The sequence below is a fragment of the Shouchella lonarensis genome, assembly GCF_900096965.1.
In the GTDB taxonomy this organism is placed as follows: Bacteria; Bacillota; Bacilli; order Bacillales; family Bacillaceae_D; genus Shouchella; species Shouchella lonarensis.
On the sequence record NZ_FMYM01000006.1, the window covers coordinates 58,593 to 78,770 of the forward strand.

Annotated in this window: 18 protein-coding genes; 6 read left to right on the top strand and 12 right to left on the bottom strand. The window is 46.1% G+C overall.

Features of this window, described 5'->3' with window-relative positions; translation table 11 throughout:
- The first annotated feature begins 160 nt into the window (after positions 1 to 160).
- Positions 161 to 529, top strand: coding sequence for a cupredoxin domain-containing protein (locus BLT29_RS07395; RefSeq protein WP_245701155.1), 369 nt, complete (start codon positions 161 to 163; stop codon positions 527 to 529).
- 72 nt (positions 530 to 601) lie between these two features.
- Here the strand turns inward: BLT29_RS07395 and BLT29_RS07400 are convergent, their stop codons facing one another.
- From BLT29_RS07400 to nadB, 5 genes are all read right to left on the bottom strand, one after another.
- Complete coding sequence (locus BLT29_RS07400) at positions 602 to 1,414, bottom strand: YhcN/YlaJ family sporulation lipoprotein (RefSeq protein WP_245701166.1); 813 nt, start codon at positions 1,412 to 1,414, stop codon at positions 602 to 604.
- Between the two features lie 131 nt (positions 1,415 to 1,545).
- Entirely contained in the window at positions 1,546 to 2,664 is a 1,119-nt protein-coding gene (safA, locus tag BLT29_RS13875) for a SafA/ExsA family spore coat assembly protein (RefSeq protein ID WP_090775687.1), read from the bottom strand.
- Between the two features lie 173 nt (positions 2,665 to 2,837).
- Complete coding sequence (gene nadA / locus BLT29_RS07410) at positions 2,838 to 3,932, bottom strand: quinolinate synthase NadA (RefSeq protein ID WP_090775688.1); 1,095 nt, start codon at positions 3,930 to 3,932, stop codon at positions 2,838 to 2,840.
- A gap of 43 nt (positions 3,933 to 3,975) precedes the next feature.
- Entirely contained in the window at positions 3,976 to 4,836 is an 861-nt protein-coding gene (gene nadC / locus BLT29_RS07415) for a carboxylating nicotinate-nucleotide diphosphorylase (RefSeq protein ID WP_090775689.1), read from the bottom strand.
- On the bottom strand, positions 4,817 to 6,370 hold the full coding sequence (gene nadB / locus BLT29_RS07420; RefSeq protein ID WP_090775690.1) for an L-aspartate oxidase: 1,554 nt from the start codon (positions 6,368 to 6,370) through the stop codon (positions 4,817 to 4,819). The genes nadC and nadB overlap by 20 nt, the downstream gene beginning before the upstream one ends.
- A 97-nt stretch (positions 6,371 to 6,467) precedes the next feature.
- Between nadB and BLT29_RS07425 the strand changes: the two genes are divergently transcribed.
- The 3 genes from BLT29_RS07425 (at position 6,468) to BLT29_RS14030 (ending at position 8,348) form a co-directional block, all read left to right on the top strand.
- Complete coding sequence (locus tag BLT29_RS07425) at positions 6,468 to 7,637, top strand: IscS subfamily cysteine desulfurase (RefSeq protein WP_090775691.1); 1,170 nt, start codon at positions 6,468 to 6,470, stop codon at positions 7,635 to 7,637.
- Positions 7,592 to 8,119 carry a transcription repressor NadR gene (locus tag BLT29_RS07430; RefSeq protein ID WP_090775692.1) on the top strand — a complete coding sequence of 176 codons (528 nt, stop codon included), beginning with the start codon at positions 7,592 to 7,594 and terminating at the stop codon, positions 8,117 to 8,119. The genes BLT29_RS07425 and BLT29_RS07430 overlap by 46 nt, the downstream gene beginning before the upstream one ends.
- 142 nt (positions 8,120 to 8,261) lie before the next feature.
- Positions 8,262 to 8,348, top strand: a complete 87-nt coding sequence (locus BLT29_RS14030) for a putative holin-like toxin (protein ID WP_367576289.1) — start codon at positions 8,262 to 8,264, stop codon at positions 8,346 to 8,348.
- A gap of 256 nt (positions 8,349 to 8,604) precedes the next feature.
- On the opposite strand, the gene obgE is transcribed toward BLT29_RS14030, so the two are convergent.
- Complete coding sequence (obgE, locus tag BLT29_RS07435) at positions 8,605 to 9,891, bottom strand: GTPase ObgE (RefSeq protein WP_090775693.1); 1,287 nt, start codon at positions 9,889 to 9,891, stop codon at positions 8,605 to 8,607.
- 816 nt (positions 9,892 to 10,707) lie between these two features.
- Here obgE and BLT29_RS07440 point away from each other — a divergent pair.
- Positions 10,708 to 10,851: a YrzI family small protein gene (locus tag BLT29_RS07440; protein WP_090775694.1), complete on the top strand. Its 144-nt coding sequence runs from the start codon at positions 10,708 to 10,710 to the stop codon at positions 10,849 to 10,851.
- 36 nt (positions 10,852 to 10,887) lie between these two features.
- Here the strand turns inward: BLT29_RS07440 and hemY are convergent, their stop codons facing one another.
- The 3 genes from hemY to hemE are packed head-to-tail and all read right to left on the bottom strand — an operon-like array spanning position 10,888 to position 14,269.
- Entirely contained in the window at positions 10,888 to 12,273 is a 1,386-nt protein-coding gene (gene hemY, locus BLT29_RS07445) for a protoporphyrinogen oxidase (RefSeq protein WP_090775695.1), read from the bottom strand.
- Complete coding sequence (gene hemH, locus BLT29_RS07450; RefSeq protein ID WP_090775696.1) at positions 12,263 to 13,201, bottom strand: ferrochelatase; 939 nt, start codon at positions 13,199 to 13,201, stop codon at positions 12,263 to 12,265. The genes hemY and hemH overlap by 11 nt, the downstream gene beginning before the upstream one ends.
- A gap of 6 nt (positions 13,202 to 13,207) precedes the next feature.
- Positions 13,208 to 14,269: a uroporphyrinogen decarboxylase gene (hemE, locus tag BLT29_RS07455; protein ID WP_090775697.1), complete on the bottom strand. Its 1,062-nt coding sequence runs from the start codon at positions 14,267 to 14,269 to the stop codon at positions 13,208 to 13,210.
- Positions 14,270 to 14,777: 508 nt separating this feature from the next.
- On the opposite strand from hemE, the gene BLT29_RS07460 reads away from it, so the two are divergent.
- Positions 14,778 to 16,904 (top strand): hypothetical protein, encoded by a 2,127-nt coding sequence (locus tag BLT29_RS07460; RefSeq protein WP_090775698.1) that lies wholly within the window; start codon positions 14,778 to 14,780, stop codon positions 16,902 to 16,904.
- Between the two features lie 123 nt (positions 16,905 to 17,027).
- On the opposite strand, the gene BLT29_RS07465 is transcribed toward BLT29_RS07460, so the two are convergent.
- Genes BLT29_RS07465 through BLT29_RS07475 form a run of 3 tightly spaced genes read right to left on the bottom strand, consistent with a single transcriptional unit; the run spans position 17,028 to position 20,058 of the window.
- Positions 17,028 to 17,852 (bottom strand): proline racemase family protein, encoded by an 825-nt coding sequence (locus BLT29_RS07465; RefSeq protein WP_090775699.1) that lies wholly within the window; start codon positions 17,850 to 17,852, stop codon positions 17,028 to 17,030.
- The gene (locus BLT29_RS07470) at positions 17,849 to 18,886 is read right to left on the bottom strand and encodes a proline racemase family protein (RefSeq protein WP_090775700.1); all 1,038 of its coding nucleotides are present in this window, start codon (positions 18,884 to 18,886) and stop codon (positions 17,849 to 17,851) included. The genes BLT29_RS07465 and BLT29_RS07470 overlap by 4 nt, the downstream gene beginning before the upstream one ends.
- Positions 18,883 to 20,058, bottom strand: a complete 1,176-nt coding sequence (locus tag BLT29_RS07475; RefSeq protein WP_090775701.1) for an NAD(P)/FAD-dependent oxidoreductase — start codon at positions 20,056 to 20,058, stop codon at positions 18,883 to 18,885. Before BLT29_RS07475 ends, BLT29_RS07470 begins: the two co-directional genes overlap by 4 nt.
- Positions 20,059 to 20,178 lie beyond the last annotated feature (120 nt).

Below are 20,178 nucleotides of genomic sequence, written 5' to 3' on the forward strand. Positions count from 1 at the left end.
ACGAACACCTATTTCTATTTTATCATACCGATCTGATTCCGTCACCCTGGCAACATGTTCAATACAAAACAGTTTTCACATCATTTTCACAAAATGTTTTATTACCACCGTATAAAACCCATTAAAATGGAAACAAAGGATAGAAAGGAGCGTGTAAACAATGAAAGCAATGAAAAAGTTATTCATTCCATTATGCCTATTGGCACTCGTCGCTTGCGGAAATAGCAACAAAGCAGATGAAACGGCTGAGCCAGCGAATGAGGCGAAGCAAGCAGATGAAGTGTTAACGATTCGCGCAATGAATTGGAATTTTGACAAAGAAAAATACGAAGTTCCCGCTGGAGAAGTCACCATTACATTGGAAAATACAGAGGGACACCACGGGGTTGTGATTGAGGGAACAGATGTTGAGATTAGTGGCGACGACAGCGTCACCACAACGTTAGAACCTGGGGAATACAAAATTATTTGTAGTATCCCGTGTGGCACAGGTCACACAGAGATGGTGTCTACGCTAGTTGTAAGCTAAAAGAAGTGCTGAAAAACAAGATGGATTGACGCAAGGTTCTTGCGCCAAACCATCTTGTTGATTTATGAGACCTTAACGCATCGGTTGCCTTAACATATCACGCATGTCGTCAAGCATATCGGTAAATGTGTCTTCCATTTCTTCAAATGCCGTTCCAGAACGCAATTGGTCGTCCATTTTCCGCAATGTTGAAAATGCGTAATCATCAGATGTGACCGTCACATTTTTGTCTTCACCAACTAAGCGTGCTACTTCTGCTTTCACGCGTGCATGCACACCGTCATCACCATCATCTGGCACGTATCCAACAACAACATCATTGCCATGGATCATGACACGCGCTTCTATAACTCCATCAATTTTTTCAACCTCTTCTGTGATGCGACGCACTTCTTTGCCATAGTAATCACGATGATATTGCAACGGCGTTTCGTTCACACGTTGTGTGGCGCGATGATGACCTCGCTTGTTGTATCCTTGTCCTTGAAACATCATGCCACGGTTGTCTCTCCGCCCCATTCTGTTAATAAATCCGTCTTCATCCACCATACCTACACGATTATTTCCAGTAATACCCCGCTCCTCGGGTATCACTTTTGCCCGTATGCCATCGCTTGCGCCGTTCTTATATTGATATGCACGGGTACGACTCGTATTCATCCCTACGTCATCTCGGATTGTTCGGCTATATTTGGATGTGCCTTGATTATTTTGGATTCGATTACGTTTATACCCTGCATTATAATCGTACGGATAAGCACGATCACCGTCGACAATACGCTCATCCATCTGTGTACGCGTACGTTGTGACTCCATACCCGTTGTATTTCCACAAGCCGTCAAACTACTGACAAGCACAGTCGCGCAAAGCACTGATAACGTCATTTTTTTCAATGCTCATTCCCCCCTTTCCTTTATAGTTTGCGCGTAAATTTCACTGTTAACCTGTTAGATGTTGCCTCTCCCACCAAAGGAAAAAAGCCGACGCATTCTCATCGGCCTTTCCCGTGCTTCTTTTAATCGTAATACTCATTTTTTTCATGGTAACCATTTACCATTTGGGGCGTTTGTGCCATTGGGGCATTTCGTGGCGGCTCATACATTTGCTGGTAAGCGGCGGTGGAAGCTGGTGGTCGGGTCGTTACATACGCAGGCGCCTGTCTATGGTGTGGAGGCATCTGTGGTGGTGCACTTGGAGGCTGGTTGGCCATTCCAGGGGGCGGTGACGGATAACCCATTTGCCCAACATGATCTGACCTATCTTGATAAAAACCAGAGACATGTGGCGGTGCTGTATTCATTGGCGCTGGTGGTCCATTGCGATATTCCGGAACTTCTCTTCCAATTTTTTGAGTATGATACGTATTTGTTTGTTGCGGTGCGCCAGGAGGAGAGCCATAATTATTTGTTGGAATACTTCTGTAGTCAACTGTTTCAGACTGCCTAAACTGCTCATTAATATGTTGTGTCCCTTGATCTAACGCTCCATTATACTGTGACATCTCTTGTAAAGGTAAAACATTTGTTTGTGACGGATGGTACCTTGCCGGAGAAGGTGGTGCACTCATTTGAGGAGCCGTACCAACAGGCATTTGCATACGCATATTTTGATGGCTTCCTCTTGATTGACTGCCTGTATTTGGATAAGATGATGGCGGATTCATTGGCATTGGGTATTGTTTTTCATTTCCATAAAATGGCGGTGCAGCAGGTGATACGCGGTGCATTTGTGCGTTTGGATAATTTGGCTGCGTCGTTCCCATATACGATCCAGATCCACAATTAGGACACGCCGGACGTGGAGGTAATGGTTGTGGCGCTCGTTGATTTGAAACGTGCGTTTGCGTCATTGTTTCTTGAGCAGATGATTGATTCATCTCATCATAAGACTGTTCATCCCGTTCTTTTGTCGAACCTTTAATGGAGATGACCGGCTCATTTTTTTCTTCTGTTGTCTGCTGTGATTCCTTACGCACCGCCACTGTACCTGTTGGCACTTTTACTTTCATGCCAGGCATTAACATTTCCGGGTTAGACAACGCATGATTCGCCTCTTTTAATTGTTCATAATCGACCTCATACTTTTTTGCCAACTTCCATAATGTATCTCCTTTTTGCACAATATGAATCCTCATGAAAATTCCCTCCTCAATTGATGTGCATGCGTTATCCAAACTGTAACAGTATTAACATGTCTTGTTTTTCTCTTAGGAATACCGGAATAACGATCCATCACCAATTTATGAACAATCATGACGACTTAGACCAAAAAAGCGTGAACATGACGTCCACGCTTTTGATGATAAATTTACACATGTGCAAGCATCCGCTCCAGTGCTAACCTGGCATCTACAGCGACTTTTTCTTCGACCTTAATTTCATATTGATACACACCTTCTTGCAATAAATCTAACGTCCACGCCAAGTGCTCTAAATCAATTCGGTTCATTGTGAGACAGGCACACATCGTTTTATTCAAGGAATAGACGTGTTTATCTTGATGAATCATCGCTAACCGATTGACCAAATTCATTTCTGTGCCCACAGCCCAAGAAGTACCAGGTGCTGCGCGTTTTAATTGCTCAATAATATAATGGGTACTGCCCGCATCATCTGCAGCTTGCACAACTTCATACGTACATTCAGGATGAACAATGATCTTTGTCTCAGGCTCTTTCTCACGAATGGTGGCAATTTGTTCAACAGTGAACTTTTCATGGACAGAGCAATGTCCTTTCCATAAAATCACTTTAATCTCTTGCCAAGACACATCCTCCGCCATTTCTAGTTCATGTGTTAACGGATTCCAAACAGCCATTTGCGCCAGCGGAATTCCGAGTGCCGCTGCTGTGTTACGCCCTAGATGCTGATCCGGTAAAAATAATAATCGCTCCTTTTGAGAAAAAGCCCACTCAATCATCTTGGCTGCATTAGAAGAAGTCACACATGCGCCCCCATGACGGCCACAAAATGCTTTAATATCGGCAGAACTGTTGACGTACGTCAACGGCAAAATGGTGTCACTAAATTGCGCTGTTAACGCGTCCCATGCGCGATTCGTTTGCGCCATCGTCGCCATGTCTGCCATCGAACAGCCAGCTTGCAAATCCGGTAACATGACCCGTTGATTTGCTGTGGTTAACATGTCAGCTGTTTCCGCCATGAAGTGCACACCACAAAAGACAATAAAAGGTGCACTTTCTTGCCCACAAAGCTGGGCTAATTGCAATGAGTCTCCTGTTACATCGGCAAATTGAATGACTTCTTCACGCTGATAATGGTGCCCGGGAATGAGTAAATCCGTGCCAAAAAATTTTTTTGCTTTTTTTATCCGTTCCTGCTTTTCCGCCATCGACATTTGCCGGTACATGTCCGGCAGGCGGGTCATTGCTGTTAATTGCATAGAAAAAACCTCCTATTAAGAATACAGAGCTCGGCGCGGGAAGTCAGACTTTCACTTTCCGGCTTCTAATTTCCGATTTCTGGATGAGCATACTTAAATCAATGGATCGAACAGAATGGGTTAGAAATCCAAGAGAGAGATAATCGACTTTCGTCCCGCGATAAAGTGGCAGCGTTTCCATGGAAATCCCTCCTGAAGCCTCCGTTGCAATCGTTTCTGGCACAAGTTGTACGTAACGTTTGATTTCATCTGGTGTGGCATTGTCAAACATGATGACGTCTGCTTGTGCTGCCACTGCTTCACGTATTTCATCTTCATTTGTCGTTTCCACTTCAATTTTTAACAATGGTCCAGCATACTGACGTACACGGGCAACTGCTTCAGCGATGGATCCACAGGCCGCAATATGATTTTCTTTTAACATCACTGCATCATCAAGTCCTTTGCGATGATTGCAGCCACCACCGATACGAACGGCGTACTTCTCCAACATACGTAACCCAGGGGTGGTTTTCCGTGTGTCACATAAACGAATGGTTGGATCGGCCAACGTTTCCACCGCCCGCCTCGTTAATGTGGCAATGCCACATAACCGCTGCAACAAATTGAGCAACACACGCTCAATGATGAGCATTTGCTTCACCGAGCCATAGACACGTAACACTTCGACACCGGCAACAAGCGACTCCCCATCTTTCATCACGTGTTTCACTGTCAATTCGGTCCCAAATTTGGTAAACATCCGTTCAACAACTTTTTCACCAGCAAAGATCCCTGCTTCTTTTGCGACAATGACTGCCTCTGCTCGTTCAGTTGTAAAAATCGCTTCTGTTGTCACGTCGCCGCGTCCAATATCTTCTTGTAAAAACTGCTCAATTTGTGTATCAAGTACAAATGTGTTCATCGCATTCCACCTGCTCATCTTTATTTACTTTAAGAAATGGCTCCTTTGTATGTTGAAAACAAACATCGACTGTACGCCACTCCGGTACTGCCTCTGGAAAATCTGTGCGAATATGGTTTCCACGTGACTCTGTTCGTTGCAAAGCCGCCTCTGTCATCAAGCAGGCAAGCTCGAACAAATGCACATCTTCCCACCATGTTTGCGCATCTACTCTTGGCGCTGCAGAAGTATTTATAAATGATTGTAACCATTCACGCATGTAAAGCAGTCCTTGTCTCGTTCGTTTAATGCCAACAAACTCAGTCATATGTTGTTGTAATAACGTCCGCGTAGGTAAGGCGTGTGAAAGCGGTGGTGCCGTATGATTCAATCCCATTCGCTCACAAATTTTATATTGGTCATGCTGTAAAATATGGTTTGCCGCACGCTCGGCAAATACAAGTCCTTCTAATAACGAATTACTTGCTAAACGGTTCGCGCCGTGCACCCCTGTACATGCTACTTCACCAACGGCGTATAAGCCACCTACTGCACTTAAGCCGTTATCATCTGTTTCAACACCGCCACATAAAAAGTGGGCGCCTGGTTCAACGGGGATATACGCTTTCGTTGGATCAATCCCTGCTGCTATACAACACTTTGCAATATATGGGAAACGCTCTTGAAACTGCGGCAAGTGACGCGCGTCTAAGAAAACTTCTTCCCCGTCTTTGATTGCATCAAACAAAACACGTGCAACCACATCTCTGCTTTCTAACTCGCCATTCGGGTAGTTAGCTAATAGACGCTGACCGTATCTATTGACAAGGTAAGCCCCTTCTCCACGTACCGCTTCACTAACAAGTGCACCTTGCTCACTTTTTAACAAAGTTGGGTGGAACTGCACAAATTCAAGATCTTTTAACACCACCCCAGCGCGATAAGCTAGCATGAATCCATCACCAGTTGCAAACGAAACATTGGATGTCCGTGTATATAACTGACCTGCGCCGCCACTTGCTAAAATGACACATCGCGACGTAATTGCGCGCTTCGTCGTCACAACACCAATGACTGCCTTCTTTTCCACTTCAATTGACGTCACCATTTCATGTGAAAGAATTTGCACACGCCCTTGGACGTGATGCCACAAACAGTCAATGATTGCTTTTCCTGTCTGATCTTTATACGCATGCAAAATTCTACGCTTGCCGTGTGCGCCTTCGTGACCGAGGACGTAGTTGCCTTGAGACTGCTCAAACGGCACGTCAAGTGCGCGCAATTGATGTGCAATATGTGGTGCCGCTTCTGTTAATTTATATACATTTTGTAAATGGTTATGATGATAACCGGCTTGAAGCGTATCCTGTGCATGATCGTGTGGATGATCGTGTGCACCAACAGCCGCTGCCATACCACCTTGGGCTAGAGAAGAGTTGCTTTGTTTCACCTCACCTTTTGTCACTAATATGACTGGGAGATGGTCTGCTAATAGATGTGCAGCCATCAGCCCTGAAACTCCTGTACCGATAATGACAACCGGAGATTGTTTCATCGACTCACCTACTTTACAGTTGTCTTGTCACCTATATTTACATAAAATAGAGGAAAAGACAATACAAATTTACGACTTTCGTGAGGAGATATAGCAAATGATTTATTTAGATTATAGCGCAACAACCCCGATGTCAGAACAAAGTTTAACCACTTATGTCGAGACAGCACGGATCGCTTTTGCCAATGCGAATAGCAACCATACTGCCGGAATCGAAGCACAAACGATCCTTTCACGTTGCCGAGCTACATTTGCCCGAAAGATCGGGCGAAGTGCAGATGAAATTTTCTTTACCGGCTCCGGATCAGAAGCAAATTTTTTAACGATCACATCACTTGCTCTCGCAAACGAGAAAAAAGGCAAACATTTGCTCACGACGAAAACTGAGCACCCCTCTGTTCTAGAAACGTTTGATCACTTGGAAAGTATTGGATACGAAGTAACTTATATTCCCGTAGATCATGCGGGTTTTCTTTGCCTATCATCATTAAAAAAGGCGATTCGTCCGACGACCACGCTCGCTTCCTTCGCCCACGCTTCTTCAGAGATTGGCACGATTCAACCGATCACTGACATTAGCGCGATTTTACGAAAACATGATATCATTTTCCATAGCGACTGTGTACAGACACTCGGGAAGATTCCACTTCCTTTACACGAGGTCGATGCAGCTAGCTTTTCTGCCCACAAACTTTACGCACCTAAAGGGATTGGTGCCGCGTATATTGCCAACCGGCATCACTGGCTCCCATTCTACACGAGAGCAAATCACGAAAACGGCTTTCGTCCCGGGACTGTCGACGTGCCTGCCATTGCTGCATTTACAAGTGCCATTGATCATGCACTGACTGTTCAGGAAACGTGTATGTATAAGCTATCGCACCTCCGTGACCACGTGATCACCACCTTAACAACGTCGTCCGCCTTCACACTTGTCGGTGCAAAAAAGACGCGCCTGCCGATGCATCTCGCTTTTTTAGTCGAGGGCTGGAGCGGACAACAATTTATGCTAGAATGTGATCGTCACGGCATTCAAATTGCGATTGGACCTGCTTGCCGTGTTGGACAAACTGAGCCATCTGAAGCATTGAAAGCGATCGGGCTAAGTCGGGCTGATAGTGACCGCTACATTCGGATCACACTCGGGGAACCGACCACCGAAATAGAAATTGAAACCATGCTACACACGTTTGAAAAACTCATTATTGAAAGAGGTCACATATGGAAAACAAAAAATTACATGGAGAAAACAGACGCAAAGCTTTAATTGAATGGCTCAAAGAAGCAACGCAACCGCTCCCAGGACAACTACTTGCCAAGCGCGCACGTGTTAGTCGGCAAGTGATTGTCCAAGATATGTCGATTTTAAAAGCAAAAGAGGCGCCGATTTTAGCGACACCCCAAGGTTATATTTATTTAAAGGATAGGAAAACCGAACAACGCACGCGCGTTATTGCCCTCAAGCATCCTCCCGACAAAATGACGGACGAGCTGTATATTTTTGTTGATCACGGCATCACGGTGCTTGACGTCACAGTGGAACACCCGGTCTACGGTGAGATGACAGGTACCCTTCACCTGTCCAGCCGCCAAGATGTTGATCGGTTTTGCCAAAAAATGAGCGCAACAAATGCACCGCTGTTATCAACCTTGACCGATGGTGTACATTTACACCGTGTTGCTTTTGAACGGGAGGAACAGCTTGAAGCTGCACTTGAAATATTAGGAAAGGAAGGATTTTTGCTATAGCTGCGTACCATTAATATGGTCGCGCAGTTCACGCCTGATGTTAGCGCTTTCAAAATGATTCTTGCTATGTTACGATAGACTTGCAATAACATATGGATTCTCAAGGGTGGACGGCATTCCCCGTAAGAAAGGGGGTGTCGCGATGAGCGTCTTTCAGTCTTTGGTATTAATGATTGCCTTTGCTGGATTAGTCGTCTCCATTATTACATTGGCACAACGCCAAAAATAATCCCACCCTTGAGCCGGACAAGCCAGTGGGTGGGAAACACCTTACTCTTGCCGTCCTCCCTTGTAGAGGAGTCCGGTTATTGCAAGCCGCAGGTGTATGACCATCTGCGGTTTTTACTATTTTATGCACTGCTCAATTTAAGTATACACGGAGCGAGTAGCGGGCGTCAATCTTGTTGGAAGATCATTTCGCGCAATTTTTTGATCAAACCCGAACAAGCCGGTCAGTCAAACAATACCGGCTCCTCGTTTATACCTTACTCCACAAACTCAAATTCAAACTTTAATACACGCACGAGATCCCCATCTTGCGCGCCTCGTTCGCGGAGCGCTGCATCTACACCCATCGCCCGCATTTTACGCGCAAAGCGACGAATGGACTCATCGCGGGCAAAATCGGTCATTTTAAAGATTCGCTCCAATTCAGCACCATGTACTTCAAACACACCGTCATCGCCACGCGTAATGATAAACGGCTCGATGGGTTTCTCGTGTTTATAAACGACCCGCTCCTCCGTCTCTGTTTCTTCTTCATAAAGAGGGAATTCAGGCGCCTCATCCAGTGCATCTGCAATGATGAGCAACAGCTCGCGTACACCTTCTTTTGTGATCGCAGAAATTGGGTGAACCACGACATTTTTGCCGACTTCTTCTTTAAAACGTTGTAACTGCTCTGCTGCATTAGGCATATCCATCTTATTTGCAACGACAATTTGTGGTCGCTCTGTTAGACGCATATGATATTGTGCCAATTCATCATTAATCTTCCGATAATCATCAACTGGATCGCGTCCTTCTGTACCAGCTATATCAACCACATGGACAATGACACGCGTCCGCTCAATATGTCGTAAAAATTGATGACCAAGTCCGACACCCGCGTGCGCGCCTTCGATGAGACCAGGTAAGTCAGCCATGACAAAACTTCGACCATCTTGTGTATTAACAACGCCTAAGTTTGGCGTTAGCGTTGTAAAGTGATAATCCGCAATCTTCGGTTTTGCCGCTGAGACAATAGACAACAACGTCGATTTTCCAACACTCGGGAATCCTACTAAACCGACATCAGCCAGCACTTTTAATTCCAATACAATCATACGCTCTTGTCCAGGCTCGCCATTCTCCGCATGATCAGGTGCGGGATTGGCTGGCGTCGCAAATCGTACATTGCCACGACCGCCACGACCACCTTTTGCGACAACCGCACGCTCGCCATGCGCCGTCAAGTCCGCCAATAACGTACCCGTGGCCTCATCACGAACGATCGTACCAGGGGGGACCTTGACAACAAGATCAGAGGCATTTCTTCCATGCATATTTTTACTCATCCCATGCTCTCCACGTGGTGCTTTAAAGTGACGATTGTACCGAAAGTCCATTAACGTACGTAACCCTTCATTCACTTCGAAGATCACACTTGCGCCTCTTCCACCATCACCGCCAGCAGGACCACCATCCGGCACATATTTTTCACGACGGTAAGCAACCATCCCATTTCCACCGTCGCCGCCTTTCGTATACACGGTCACTTTATCAATAAACATGTTTCCACCTCGCCTAAATTCATCCTTTTTGGATGATTACCTGCACACAATTATGAGTCCTTCATATACTAGTTATTGTTGATTGCTTGTTTACACATGTATGCCAACCACATGCATGTCCAAGTGATCTTCATCAGCTAAGAAAATCATTACACAATGCGTATGCCAACAGTGAACTGCCTTGCATCTACAAAGAGAAGGTTTTTCTTATTGTTGGTTCACAACTCATACTGCACGCCTTTTAGTGTAACATAAAGCGCACCTTTTAGTCAGTCCTCTAGTTATTTTTAAAGATCAACACGGTATAAACATTGAAGCAACATCGTTGTCTTCTACCAATGAGTATATCTTATCCGAATGTTAAAACATATTATTAAGAAGTTCTTTTGACATGTCGTCAAGAATACAATATCACGTACTTGAAAAAAAGTATTTTACAAATTGGCTCAAGTCCTTTATACTGTGTATGAGAAGTCAATTCTAACACAGGAAAGGAGCGAGCCAACATGACAATGTTATTTGCATCAACACGCACACCACAACTGTATATAAGTTCATGTCCTCCTCCTTATGTCCGTTTTTTTGTGCGGAAGTGACTTTTAAAAAAGTCGCAGGGCATGCGCCTGCACTAGCATCATACGTACACCAAACCGCAGGCATTTCTGTGGCCTTTTTGTGTGCAGAAGATGGAAAAATAAGGGAGGAGACGAACAGATGAATACAAATTGTAAACAAAAATCAAAACAACCAACTTTGAGGGAACAGGTGCTAGGGTTTACCTGAAACGGCACCTCTGTATGAAAGGAGGAACCAATCATGACTTTTTCATTTATCTTTTTCACAGTCACGATTAAAAAGCGGTCCTACTCTTCTGAAGAGCTTGAGCTCTTTGTACAAGAAGAGAAAATGGCGCAAGAGCAAGAAGCTGTGAGAAATAAATATACGCACTTCCACTGGTAAGGAAAAAAAGTGACAGGAGCTGGCGCGGGCAATGCGTCAGCTCTCTTCATGTACTAATTCTTTGGCTGCTTCTTCTCCTTGCACAACACAATCAGGTAAGCCAACACCTTGAAAAGCCGCGCCAACAACATGAACACGTGGATACATTTTGGCCATTCGTTCATAAAACATGGTGACTTCTTCAACATGACCTACTTTGTATTGCGGCATTGCCTGCTTAAAGCGCGTCACTTTATAAAAAAGCGGTGCACCTTTTATCTCCATCACCTTTTTTAAATCGCTTAACACAGCGGTCACAATGTCTTCATCAGATGCGTCGACGATGCTTTCATCTTCCGGTCTCCCAACGTATGCACGTAAAAGCGTGTAACCTTCTCGCGATGTATGCGGCCACTTTTGATCCGTCCACGTACATGCAGTAATGACTTCATCGCCACCTCTTGCAACGACAAAACCAGTTCCTTCATGTGTATTGTTTACTTGTTCATCGCAAAAAGTAAGTGCCACAGTTGCACAAGACGTCGCTTCCATGTTTTCCACGTACGAAAAAGGGGTGCGATTCACAAACAGTGCCGCCGCTTGTTTTGGTGGCGTTGTCACAATACACGCATCATATACACACGCGTCTTCTCCATCAAATGATATACGGTATGTTCCTGATTCTGTTTTGTCTATTGCGGTAACTACTGTGTTCAAATGTAACGCATCTTTCCGCAATGATTGACTCGCTGCTGCTACAACAGATAAAAGTCCAGATCGAACGGTTAAAAACAGTCCTTGTTTTTTAGTGGTGTCACTTTTTGTCCTCGTTTCTTGTAGTCCTTTTATGACACTCCCATATGTCTCTTCAAGTGTTAAGAAGACAGGAAAGGTTGCTTTCATACTCAGTTCGTCAATATTGCCACCATAAATGCCACCAAGCAATGGTTCAATCAGGACGTCTACCATCTCGTCCCCAAACCTTGTTCGAAAAAACGTGCCAACTGATATATCCCCACCATCTTTGACCACTCGAGGAATCCTTTGTTCTTTTACAACACGCGCCTTTCCTTCTTCAGATAAAAGCGTTGTTTGCGAGAATAAACCTAAGTCTGTTGGGATACCAAGTACCGCTTGTTTTGGCGTTTCATGTAGCCTACCTTGCTTAAGCACAAACGCACTTCCACGATGATTATACGTCAAATCGTCTTCTAAACCGATACGCCTAATAAAGTCGGTCATACGTGTTTTCCTTGCCAAATAGGAGTCGGGACCACCCTCAATGACAAAGCCATCTGTGTCATATGTGCAAATCTTTCCACCCGCTCGTCCACTCGCTTCAAATACATCGTAATCACAAAAGCCATGTTCTTCTAACCAACAAGCCGCTGCCAGCCCTGTGATCCCCGCACCAATAATCGCAATGCGTGGTTTACGCGTCATAACGAACCTCTACAAGCCGTTTCTCCACGACACTTGCAAGTACCTGCAAAAAAGCAGGATCAGCATTTGGCATCGGCGGACGGAAATAGTCTACGCCTAATTCATCGGTTACCACTTTACATTCGTAATCATTGTCGTAAAGCACTTCCAAATGTTCCGCAACAAATCCGACTGGACAATACATAAATGCCGTGTAACCAAATTGCTTATGCAAATCACGTGTCAAATCTTGTACATCTGGACCGAGCCATGGCTCAGGTGTGTTCCCTTCGCTTTGCCAACCAACTGCATAATGAGAAATATTTGCAAGCTCAGCTAATTTATCAGCTGTTTCTTGTAATTGTTGTGGATACGGATCACCTGTAGCGATAATTTTTTCTGGTAAACTATGTGCTGAAAAAACGACACATGTTTTGCTTGGATCGTCTACTTTTTTCATCTCTTTTTCAATATTTTCCTGCCAATAACGTAAAAAGGATGGTGCCCCGTACCAACTTTCTATTGTATGAATCTTTGGTCCGTCAATTTCTGTTGCCATACGTAGCGCACGGTCATTATATGATTTCACGCTAAATGTAGAAAAGTGCGGCGCTAACACGAGCGACACCGCTTCTTCAATGCCGTCTGATTTCATATGTCTCACGGCATCTTCAATAAACGGTTCAATATGTTTTAAACCAAGATATGGCACAAACTCATATTTTTCTTGGTGTTCATTAAGCACTTTTGCCAACCCATTCGCTTGCGCATCCGTAATTTCTGCTAGTGGACTAATGCCACCAATTGCCTCATAGCGCGCTGTCAGATCAGCAAGTGCTTCTGGAGAAGGTGGTCGCCCACGGCGAATGTGGGTGTAGTAAGGTTCAATTTCTTCTTTTCTTCGTGGGGTTCCATACGCCATCACGAGCAACCCAATTTTCTTTTTCATGTTTATTTATCCTTTCAGTTGTTGCTTTTTTTCAAACGAATACGCATGAATAAAGGCTGTTAAACGCTTTAACGTCTCAGGCTTCACTTCTGGAAACACACCTTGCCCTAAATTAAAAATAAACCGTTCCGATTGCATTCCTTGATCCAAAATTTCTTTCGCTTTCTCCTCAATGACCGCCCATGGTGCAAGCAAAAGAGACGGGTCCAAGTTTCCTTGAATCCCTTTATGTACACCTTGCGCCCGTGCTTCAGAAATTGACATGCGCCAGTCCATCCCTAACACATCAACAGGCATCTCTTGCCAAGTCGTTAACAAATGGGTTGCACCGACACCATGTAAAATAAGCGGCACACCTTTTGGCTTGATCGCATGCAAAATACGCGTAACAACTGGTTGAACATAACGAATATAATCATCTCGATTCAATGCACCAACCCACGAATCAAATAATTGAATGGCTTGTGCACCAGCATCAATTTGCGCATGAATATAAGCAATCGTCATGTCGCCAAGCTTGTCCATTAAACGTGCCCATGCATCCGGCTGCCCGTACATGAATGCCTTTGTCCGGTGATAATTGCGTGACGGACCGCCTTCAATCATATAGCTCGCAATCGTAAACGGTGCACCACCAAATGTGATGAGTGGCACCATTAAATCTTTGCGTAACAACCTAATTGTGTCTAATACATGTCGTACATCTGTCTCAGGTTGTAATGTCCCCAACCTTTCTACATCAGCCATACATGTGATCGGATTCCCAATGACTGGTCCAATACCTGATTTAATTTCCACATCCACACCGATAAAAGGAAGCGGCGTCATAATATCTTTGTATAAAATTGCTGCATCTGTGTCGTACTGCTCGACTGGTAGTTTGGTCACATATGCACATAACTTTGGGTCATGAGTAATATCAAATAATGAATGGGTTTCTTTAATTTTACGATACTCTGGCTGAGATCGCCCTGCTTGACGCATATACCAAACTGGTACACGATTATGTACCTCTCCTTGGCATGCCTTTAAAAAGTTGTCATTAAATGCTGTTCTTCCTACACTCACTTATCTATCCCCTTTCCCACAACATGTTTACATATGTGGTGGTGACCTCTCTCTTTATCATAATAACCTTGTTCACACTTGTATACACCTAATACACGATTGTCACGAAATTGATCCATTCACATATGATACGGCAGGCAAATATCGGTCAATATTTTCCTATTTATTATCACCTTACTTCAGCAAATGTCAACTAGCATAATTATTTCAAGAAGGATCTTTCTATACTGAACTACTGCCTTTACGCGTCATTTTGAGCAGTAACTCTGTCACATTAACCGCTGACGTATCACTGAATGCCGGGGACGTTATTGGTCTTTTCTATGAAGCTAGTGGTCTAACACTCAACCTTAACTTAGGAGGGGCTGTAGGTACAGGGACCATCTGGTCAGTTCACCGTCTAACTTAGGAGACATTTTTCACAACTCCCCCGTCACTCTTTTTCAAAAGATCATTCCTATGCATAAACCCATTATTAATACACGCTCCGTAGAAAGGAGGAAAACACATGTCTCATAGGAGCTGCCGTTGTTTTTGCGATTATACAACAAGTGTTAAAAAATGCTCATGTCAGTCACTCTGCTGTTCAACATCCAGTAAGGATCATCTTATAAAATTTATTATACTTATATTATCAGAGCTTATTAATTTAATAGACATTGTTGGAGCTACTGGCGCCACTGGTGCTACGGGCGCTACCGGAGCCACTGGTTCCACCGGTTCTACTGGCTCTACCGGTTCTACTGGCTCTACCGGCGCTACTGGAACTACTGGCGCTACCGGGGTCACTGGTGCTACCGGGGCTACTGGTGCCACCGGGGCTACTGGAACGACCGGGGCCACTGGGGCTACTGGTGCTACCGGAGCCACTGGCGCCACTGGCGCTACCGGGGCCACTGGTGCTACCGGAACTACTGGCGCTACCGGGACTACTGGAACGACCGGAGCTACTGGTTCTACCGGGGCTACTGGCGCTACCGGCTCTACCGGAGCCACTGGCGCTACTGGCGCTACCGGGGCCACTGGAACGATCGGAACTACTGGCGCTACCGGGACTACTGGAACGACCGGAGCTACTGGCGCTACCGGGGCCACTGGAACGACCGGAACTACTGGCGCTACCGGCTCTACCGGGGCCACTGGTGCTACCGGAACTACTGGCGCCACTGGTGCCACTGGTGCTACGGGCGCTACCGGAGCCACTGGTTCCACCGGTTCTACTGGCTCTACCGGCGCTACTGGAACTACTGGCGCTACCGGGGCCACTGGTGCTACCGGAACTACTGGTGCCACCGGGGCTACTGGAACTACCGGGGCCACTGGTGCTACCGGAACTACTGGCGCTACCGGGACTACTGGAACGACCGGAGCCACTGGTTCTACCGGGACCACTGGCGCTACCGGGACCACCGGCTCTACTGGCGCCACTGGAACGACCGGAACTACTGGCGCCACTGGAACGACCGGGGCCACTGGTGCTACCGGAACTACTGGTGCCACGGGATCTACTGGAACGACCGGGACCACTGGTGCTACCGGAGCCACTGGCTCCACCGGGTCTACTGGAACGACCGGGGCCACTGGTGCTACCGGAACTACTGGCGCTACCGGGGCCACTGGTGCTACCGGCTCTACCGGAGCCACGGGATCTACTGGAACGACCGGGACCACTGGTGCTACCGGAGCCACTGGCTCCACCGGGTCTACTGGAACGACCGGGGCCACTGGTGCTACCGGAACTACTGGCGCTACCGGGACCACTGGTGCTACCGGCTCTACTGGCGCCACCGGCTCTACCGGCGCCACTGGCGCTACCGGGGCTACTGGCGCTACCGGAGCCACTGGCGCTACCGGAGCCACTGGCGCTACCGGGGCTACTGGTGCTACCGGCTCTACCGGAGCCACTGGCGCTACTGGCGCTACTGGTGCTACCGGAGCCACCGGAACGACCGGAACTACTGGCGCCACCGGGGCTACTGGCGCTACCGGCTCTACCGGAGCCACTGGCGCTACTGGCGCCACTGGTGCTACCGGAGCCACTGGTGCTACCGGAGCCACTGGCGCCACCGGGGCTACTGGAACGACCGGGGCTACTGGCGCTACTGGAGCCACTGGACCCCGTGGCATCACCGGACCTACTGGACTTAACGTTGCAATCACTGGTTTTTCGGCGCAAAGGGTTGCTTCAGTCGTTAGCTCGACTACACAATTAGATAATTGGGGGGTCACTTCGCCTTATTATCCAGGAACAGGATTTGATCCAGTTACCGGAAACTACACAGTGCCAATCACTGGAAGATACGCAATTAAGGCGATCATTAGTTACCAAACCACAGCGGCCATTAGTGTAACTCTCGGTGGAAATATTAATCCCTCCTTTGTCATTCGGAGGACCGTGCCACCTTTTACAGATCTTATCACTGGACTTATCCCGATATTGGATGTTAACGTTGCGCTAGTATTAAACTTACGAGCCATATTAGGCAATAGCTCCGTCACTTTAGCGGGAGATGTCTTTCTTAATGCAGGCGACGTCATTGGACTCTTCTATATAGCTGATGGACTGACCATTTCTCTCAATGTTGGCGCTATCGCACCATCTGGAACAATATGGTCTATGCACCGATTGACGTAAACACTGTTATTACAAACGAAAATAGGTTCAAAACATCGTGAGGCTATCCAAAAGATCACCATATATACCCTTTGGATAGCTCTTTTATTTTTTCAAATCCAATCACAATTACTTTGCACCTATTCACTCAATCCAAAATCCCTCTTTCAACGGATCTTCTGGATCAACAACAAACCGCATAAGGCCAACTACAAATGCATGAGGATATAGGTAAAGAACGTGATCTTTTCTTTCTCCATTGATTTCGTGGCCAAGGAAGTTTTGAATGCTTACCATGCCATCTTGTTTTTTCAACTGTGCATGTACCATCGCCCCAGACAACGGCGAACGGTCTATATGTCCTGCGTTAGTAACCGTTAAAAACGTTCGCTCATTGTAAAGGAATAATAAATCAAACGGGTCATAACAACGTCTTGCGTTTAGCCATGCTTCTCGGACATGTGTGAGCATATCGACAGAAAGATCAAGCGATGTTTTTTCGACCTGAATCACCTCATCCATCGTAACGACCCTTCCACTATCGTCCATTTCATAAATCAGCTCACGAATCGTATAATGCCTTGACTGACGATCAATCATCACTTCTATCCTCCCCGTCAGCCCATCAAATTGCATGACGTCTTTTCTCTTTCCTTCTACTTCCATCAGGTATGTCGCAACCGCAACATAGGCACCGGCGTGATAACGGCATGCACCTGATACATTCATGATCACGACGCCCGCTTGTGCTTTTTCAGAGACAGGCGGGGTCAATACGCACAAATACATGTCTTTATGTCCCCTTGGTTCGCGCATCGTCCGACGTAGCGAGACATCTTTTAGCATCATATCTTGATAATCAGCCAAATTTTTCACTTGAAGACAATGAGTGTCCCGCCACGAGACAACTCGGAACATCTCTCCAGCTACGTGAATATCTGTTGCTGCTGCATACATTTCTGTCCTCACGATCCATCGCCCCCATGTGCTTCCATCTCCGGAACCAACAAAAAACCATCCCGCAGCGGATCTTCTTTACTCAGTAAAAACTGATGGTGTCCAGTTACGTATGCTTGCCCTTTAATTTTATTTACGACACCGACATGTGCACCAACCTGTACCTGTTTTAACACTTCGCCATAAAAAACAGATCCCACAATGCTTTCATGTACAAACGTCTGACCAATGTTTAACTTTCCTTCCGTGAATAACGTCGCCATCTTGGCAGATGTTCCGGTACCACACGGAGAACGATCAATCCCCCCGGGGGGCACAATCACTGTATTTTTTACATCCGCATGGGGGTGTGTCGGTTCACCGTAAAATTCGATGTGGGTCAGTCCAGAGATAAATCGATTTTCTGAATGGACAATTGTTTCTGACGCATTGACTGCTTGACGAATGCGAATGGCAGCATCAATCAACGGTTGCGTATTTTTCGGATCCATCACTAATCCCGCTTCTTCAGCTGAAATGATCCCATAAAAGTTGCCGCCATACGCAATATCTATTGTGAGCAAACCAAATTCTGCTACATCCAAGGTAATTTGTTTATAGTGAAACGAAGGCACATTACAAAATGACACCGCACGGGCGCGTCCTGCCCGCACATCAATTTCCACCGGGACAAGTCCTGCTGGCGTATCAAAAACAATCTTTGTTTCCGATCCTTCATCATCCACAAGTCCTGCTTCAATTAAAGCTGTCGCACAACCGATCGTATCATGGCCACACATCGGCAAATAACCGCCTGTTTCAATAAAAATGGCCCCAATATCCGCATCGGGATGACACGGATCTTGTAACACTACCCCTGACATGACACTATGCCCTCTCGGTTCATTCATTAATGCTTGACGAAACCAATCATGATTGGCTTTCATATCCAACATTCGTTCACTCATCGTCTGTCCTTGTAATTTAGGTGCACCTGACAAAATGGTACGCGTCGGGTTGCCACCGGTATGTGTGTCAATCGTCGTCACGAGCTGATCTATATTCAAGTCACAACCTCCTTTTTTTCAAATCGTTCGAAACGAACAGGATACGGATCAATTGATGGCTCACAACCGTGGATTATTTCAGCCATGACCTTTCCAGTAATCGGCGCCAAACCGATCCCGTCTCCTTCATGACCTGCAGCAATGTAATAACCTGGCAATTGTGCAACTGGTGAAACAATCGGTAAATGGTCACGCGTCCACGGACGAAAGCCAAAATATACACGCAGCAAATGCATGTCTGCCAACTTCGGATAAAACCGCATGCAACGCCGGGCAATCGCACGTACCGCTTGCCAGTTCACTTGTTGGTGAAAACCAACAAATTCACGACTCGATCCAAGTAAAAAATTTTGGCTTGCTGTCGGTTCAAATACGAGTGCAGCACCATATTTTTCAGTCTCATGATCAACGACACGTTCTTGCCCAAATTTAGTCATTAAATAACTAAATTCCATCACCTTTCGCGGAGAAACGGGTACTTGTCGCGTTGAAACGAGGATGTGCCCTTTCCGTGGCACAATCGGGATATCAAGTCCAACCATCTCGCCAAACGTTGGTGCCCACACCCCGCCACAGTTCACCACCTTTTTTGTCGCAACTTGCCCTGTTGTCGTTTCAATCGTATACGTACCACGCTCTTGATCACGGACAATATTTTTTACCGCCGTATGCTTTAATAGCTTCGCCCCATACGCCTTCGCGCCCGCAAACAACGCATACGTTAACATGTACGGGTTCACTGTCGAGTCTGAGTGACATACGAGACCGCCTAAAAGGTCTTCTGCAAGATACGGCGACTCATGTCGAATATCTTGCTGGTCAAGCATTCGGAAATCAAGCCCAGCATCGGTTTGTTGCTGCACCCACTTTTCCGCCGCCACCATCTCTGCTTCTGTTTCACACACGAGGATACTTCCAGGCTTACGGTATTCAAATGACAGTGGCAGCTCTTTTGCTAACTCATCCAGCAATTGTTGGCTTTTTAATGTCATTTGACTATCAAATCCTGGCTCTTTATCAATTGCCAGGACATTGCCATCGCAATGAGAACTTGTGCCGCATGCTAATTCTCCTTTTTCAATGACCGTCACGTCATAACCTAACTTTGCCGTGTAGTACGCGACTGCGCAGCCAATAATGCCGCCACCAATGACAGCCACTTCTGTTTTCATCGTCCCCGCCACCTTTCTTACAATGAGACTTGCAAAATTCATGCCATGAACAACATGGACAAACGAGCCAACCATTCGTAAAATAAAGATATCGTTTTATCAATTTGTTCTTGGAGGGGT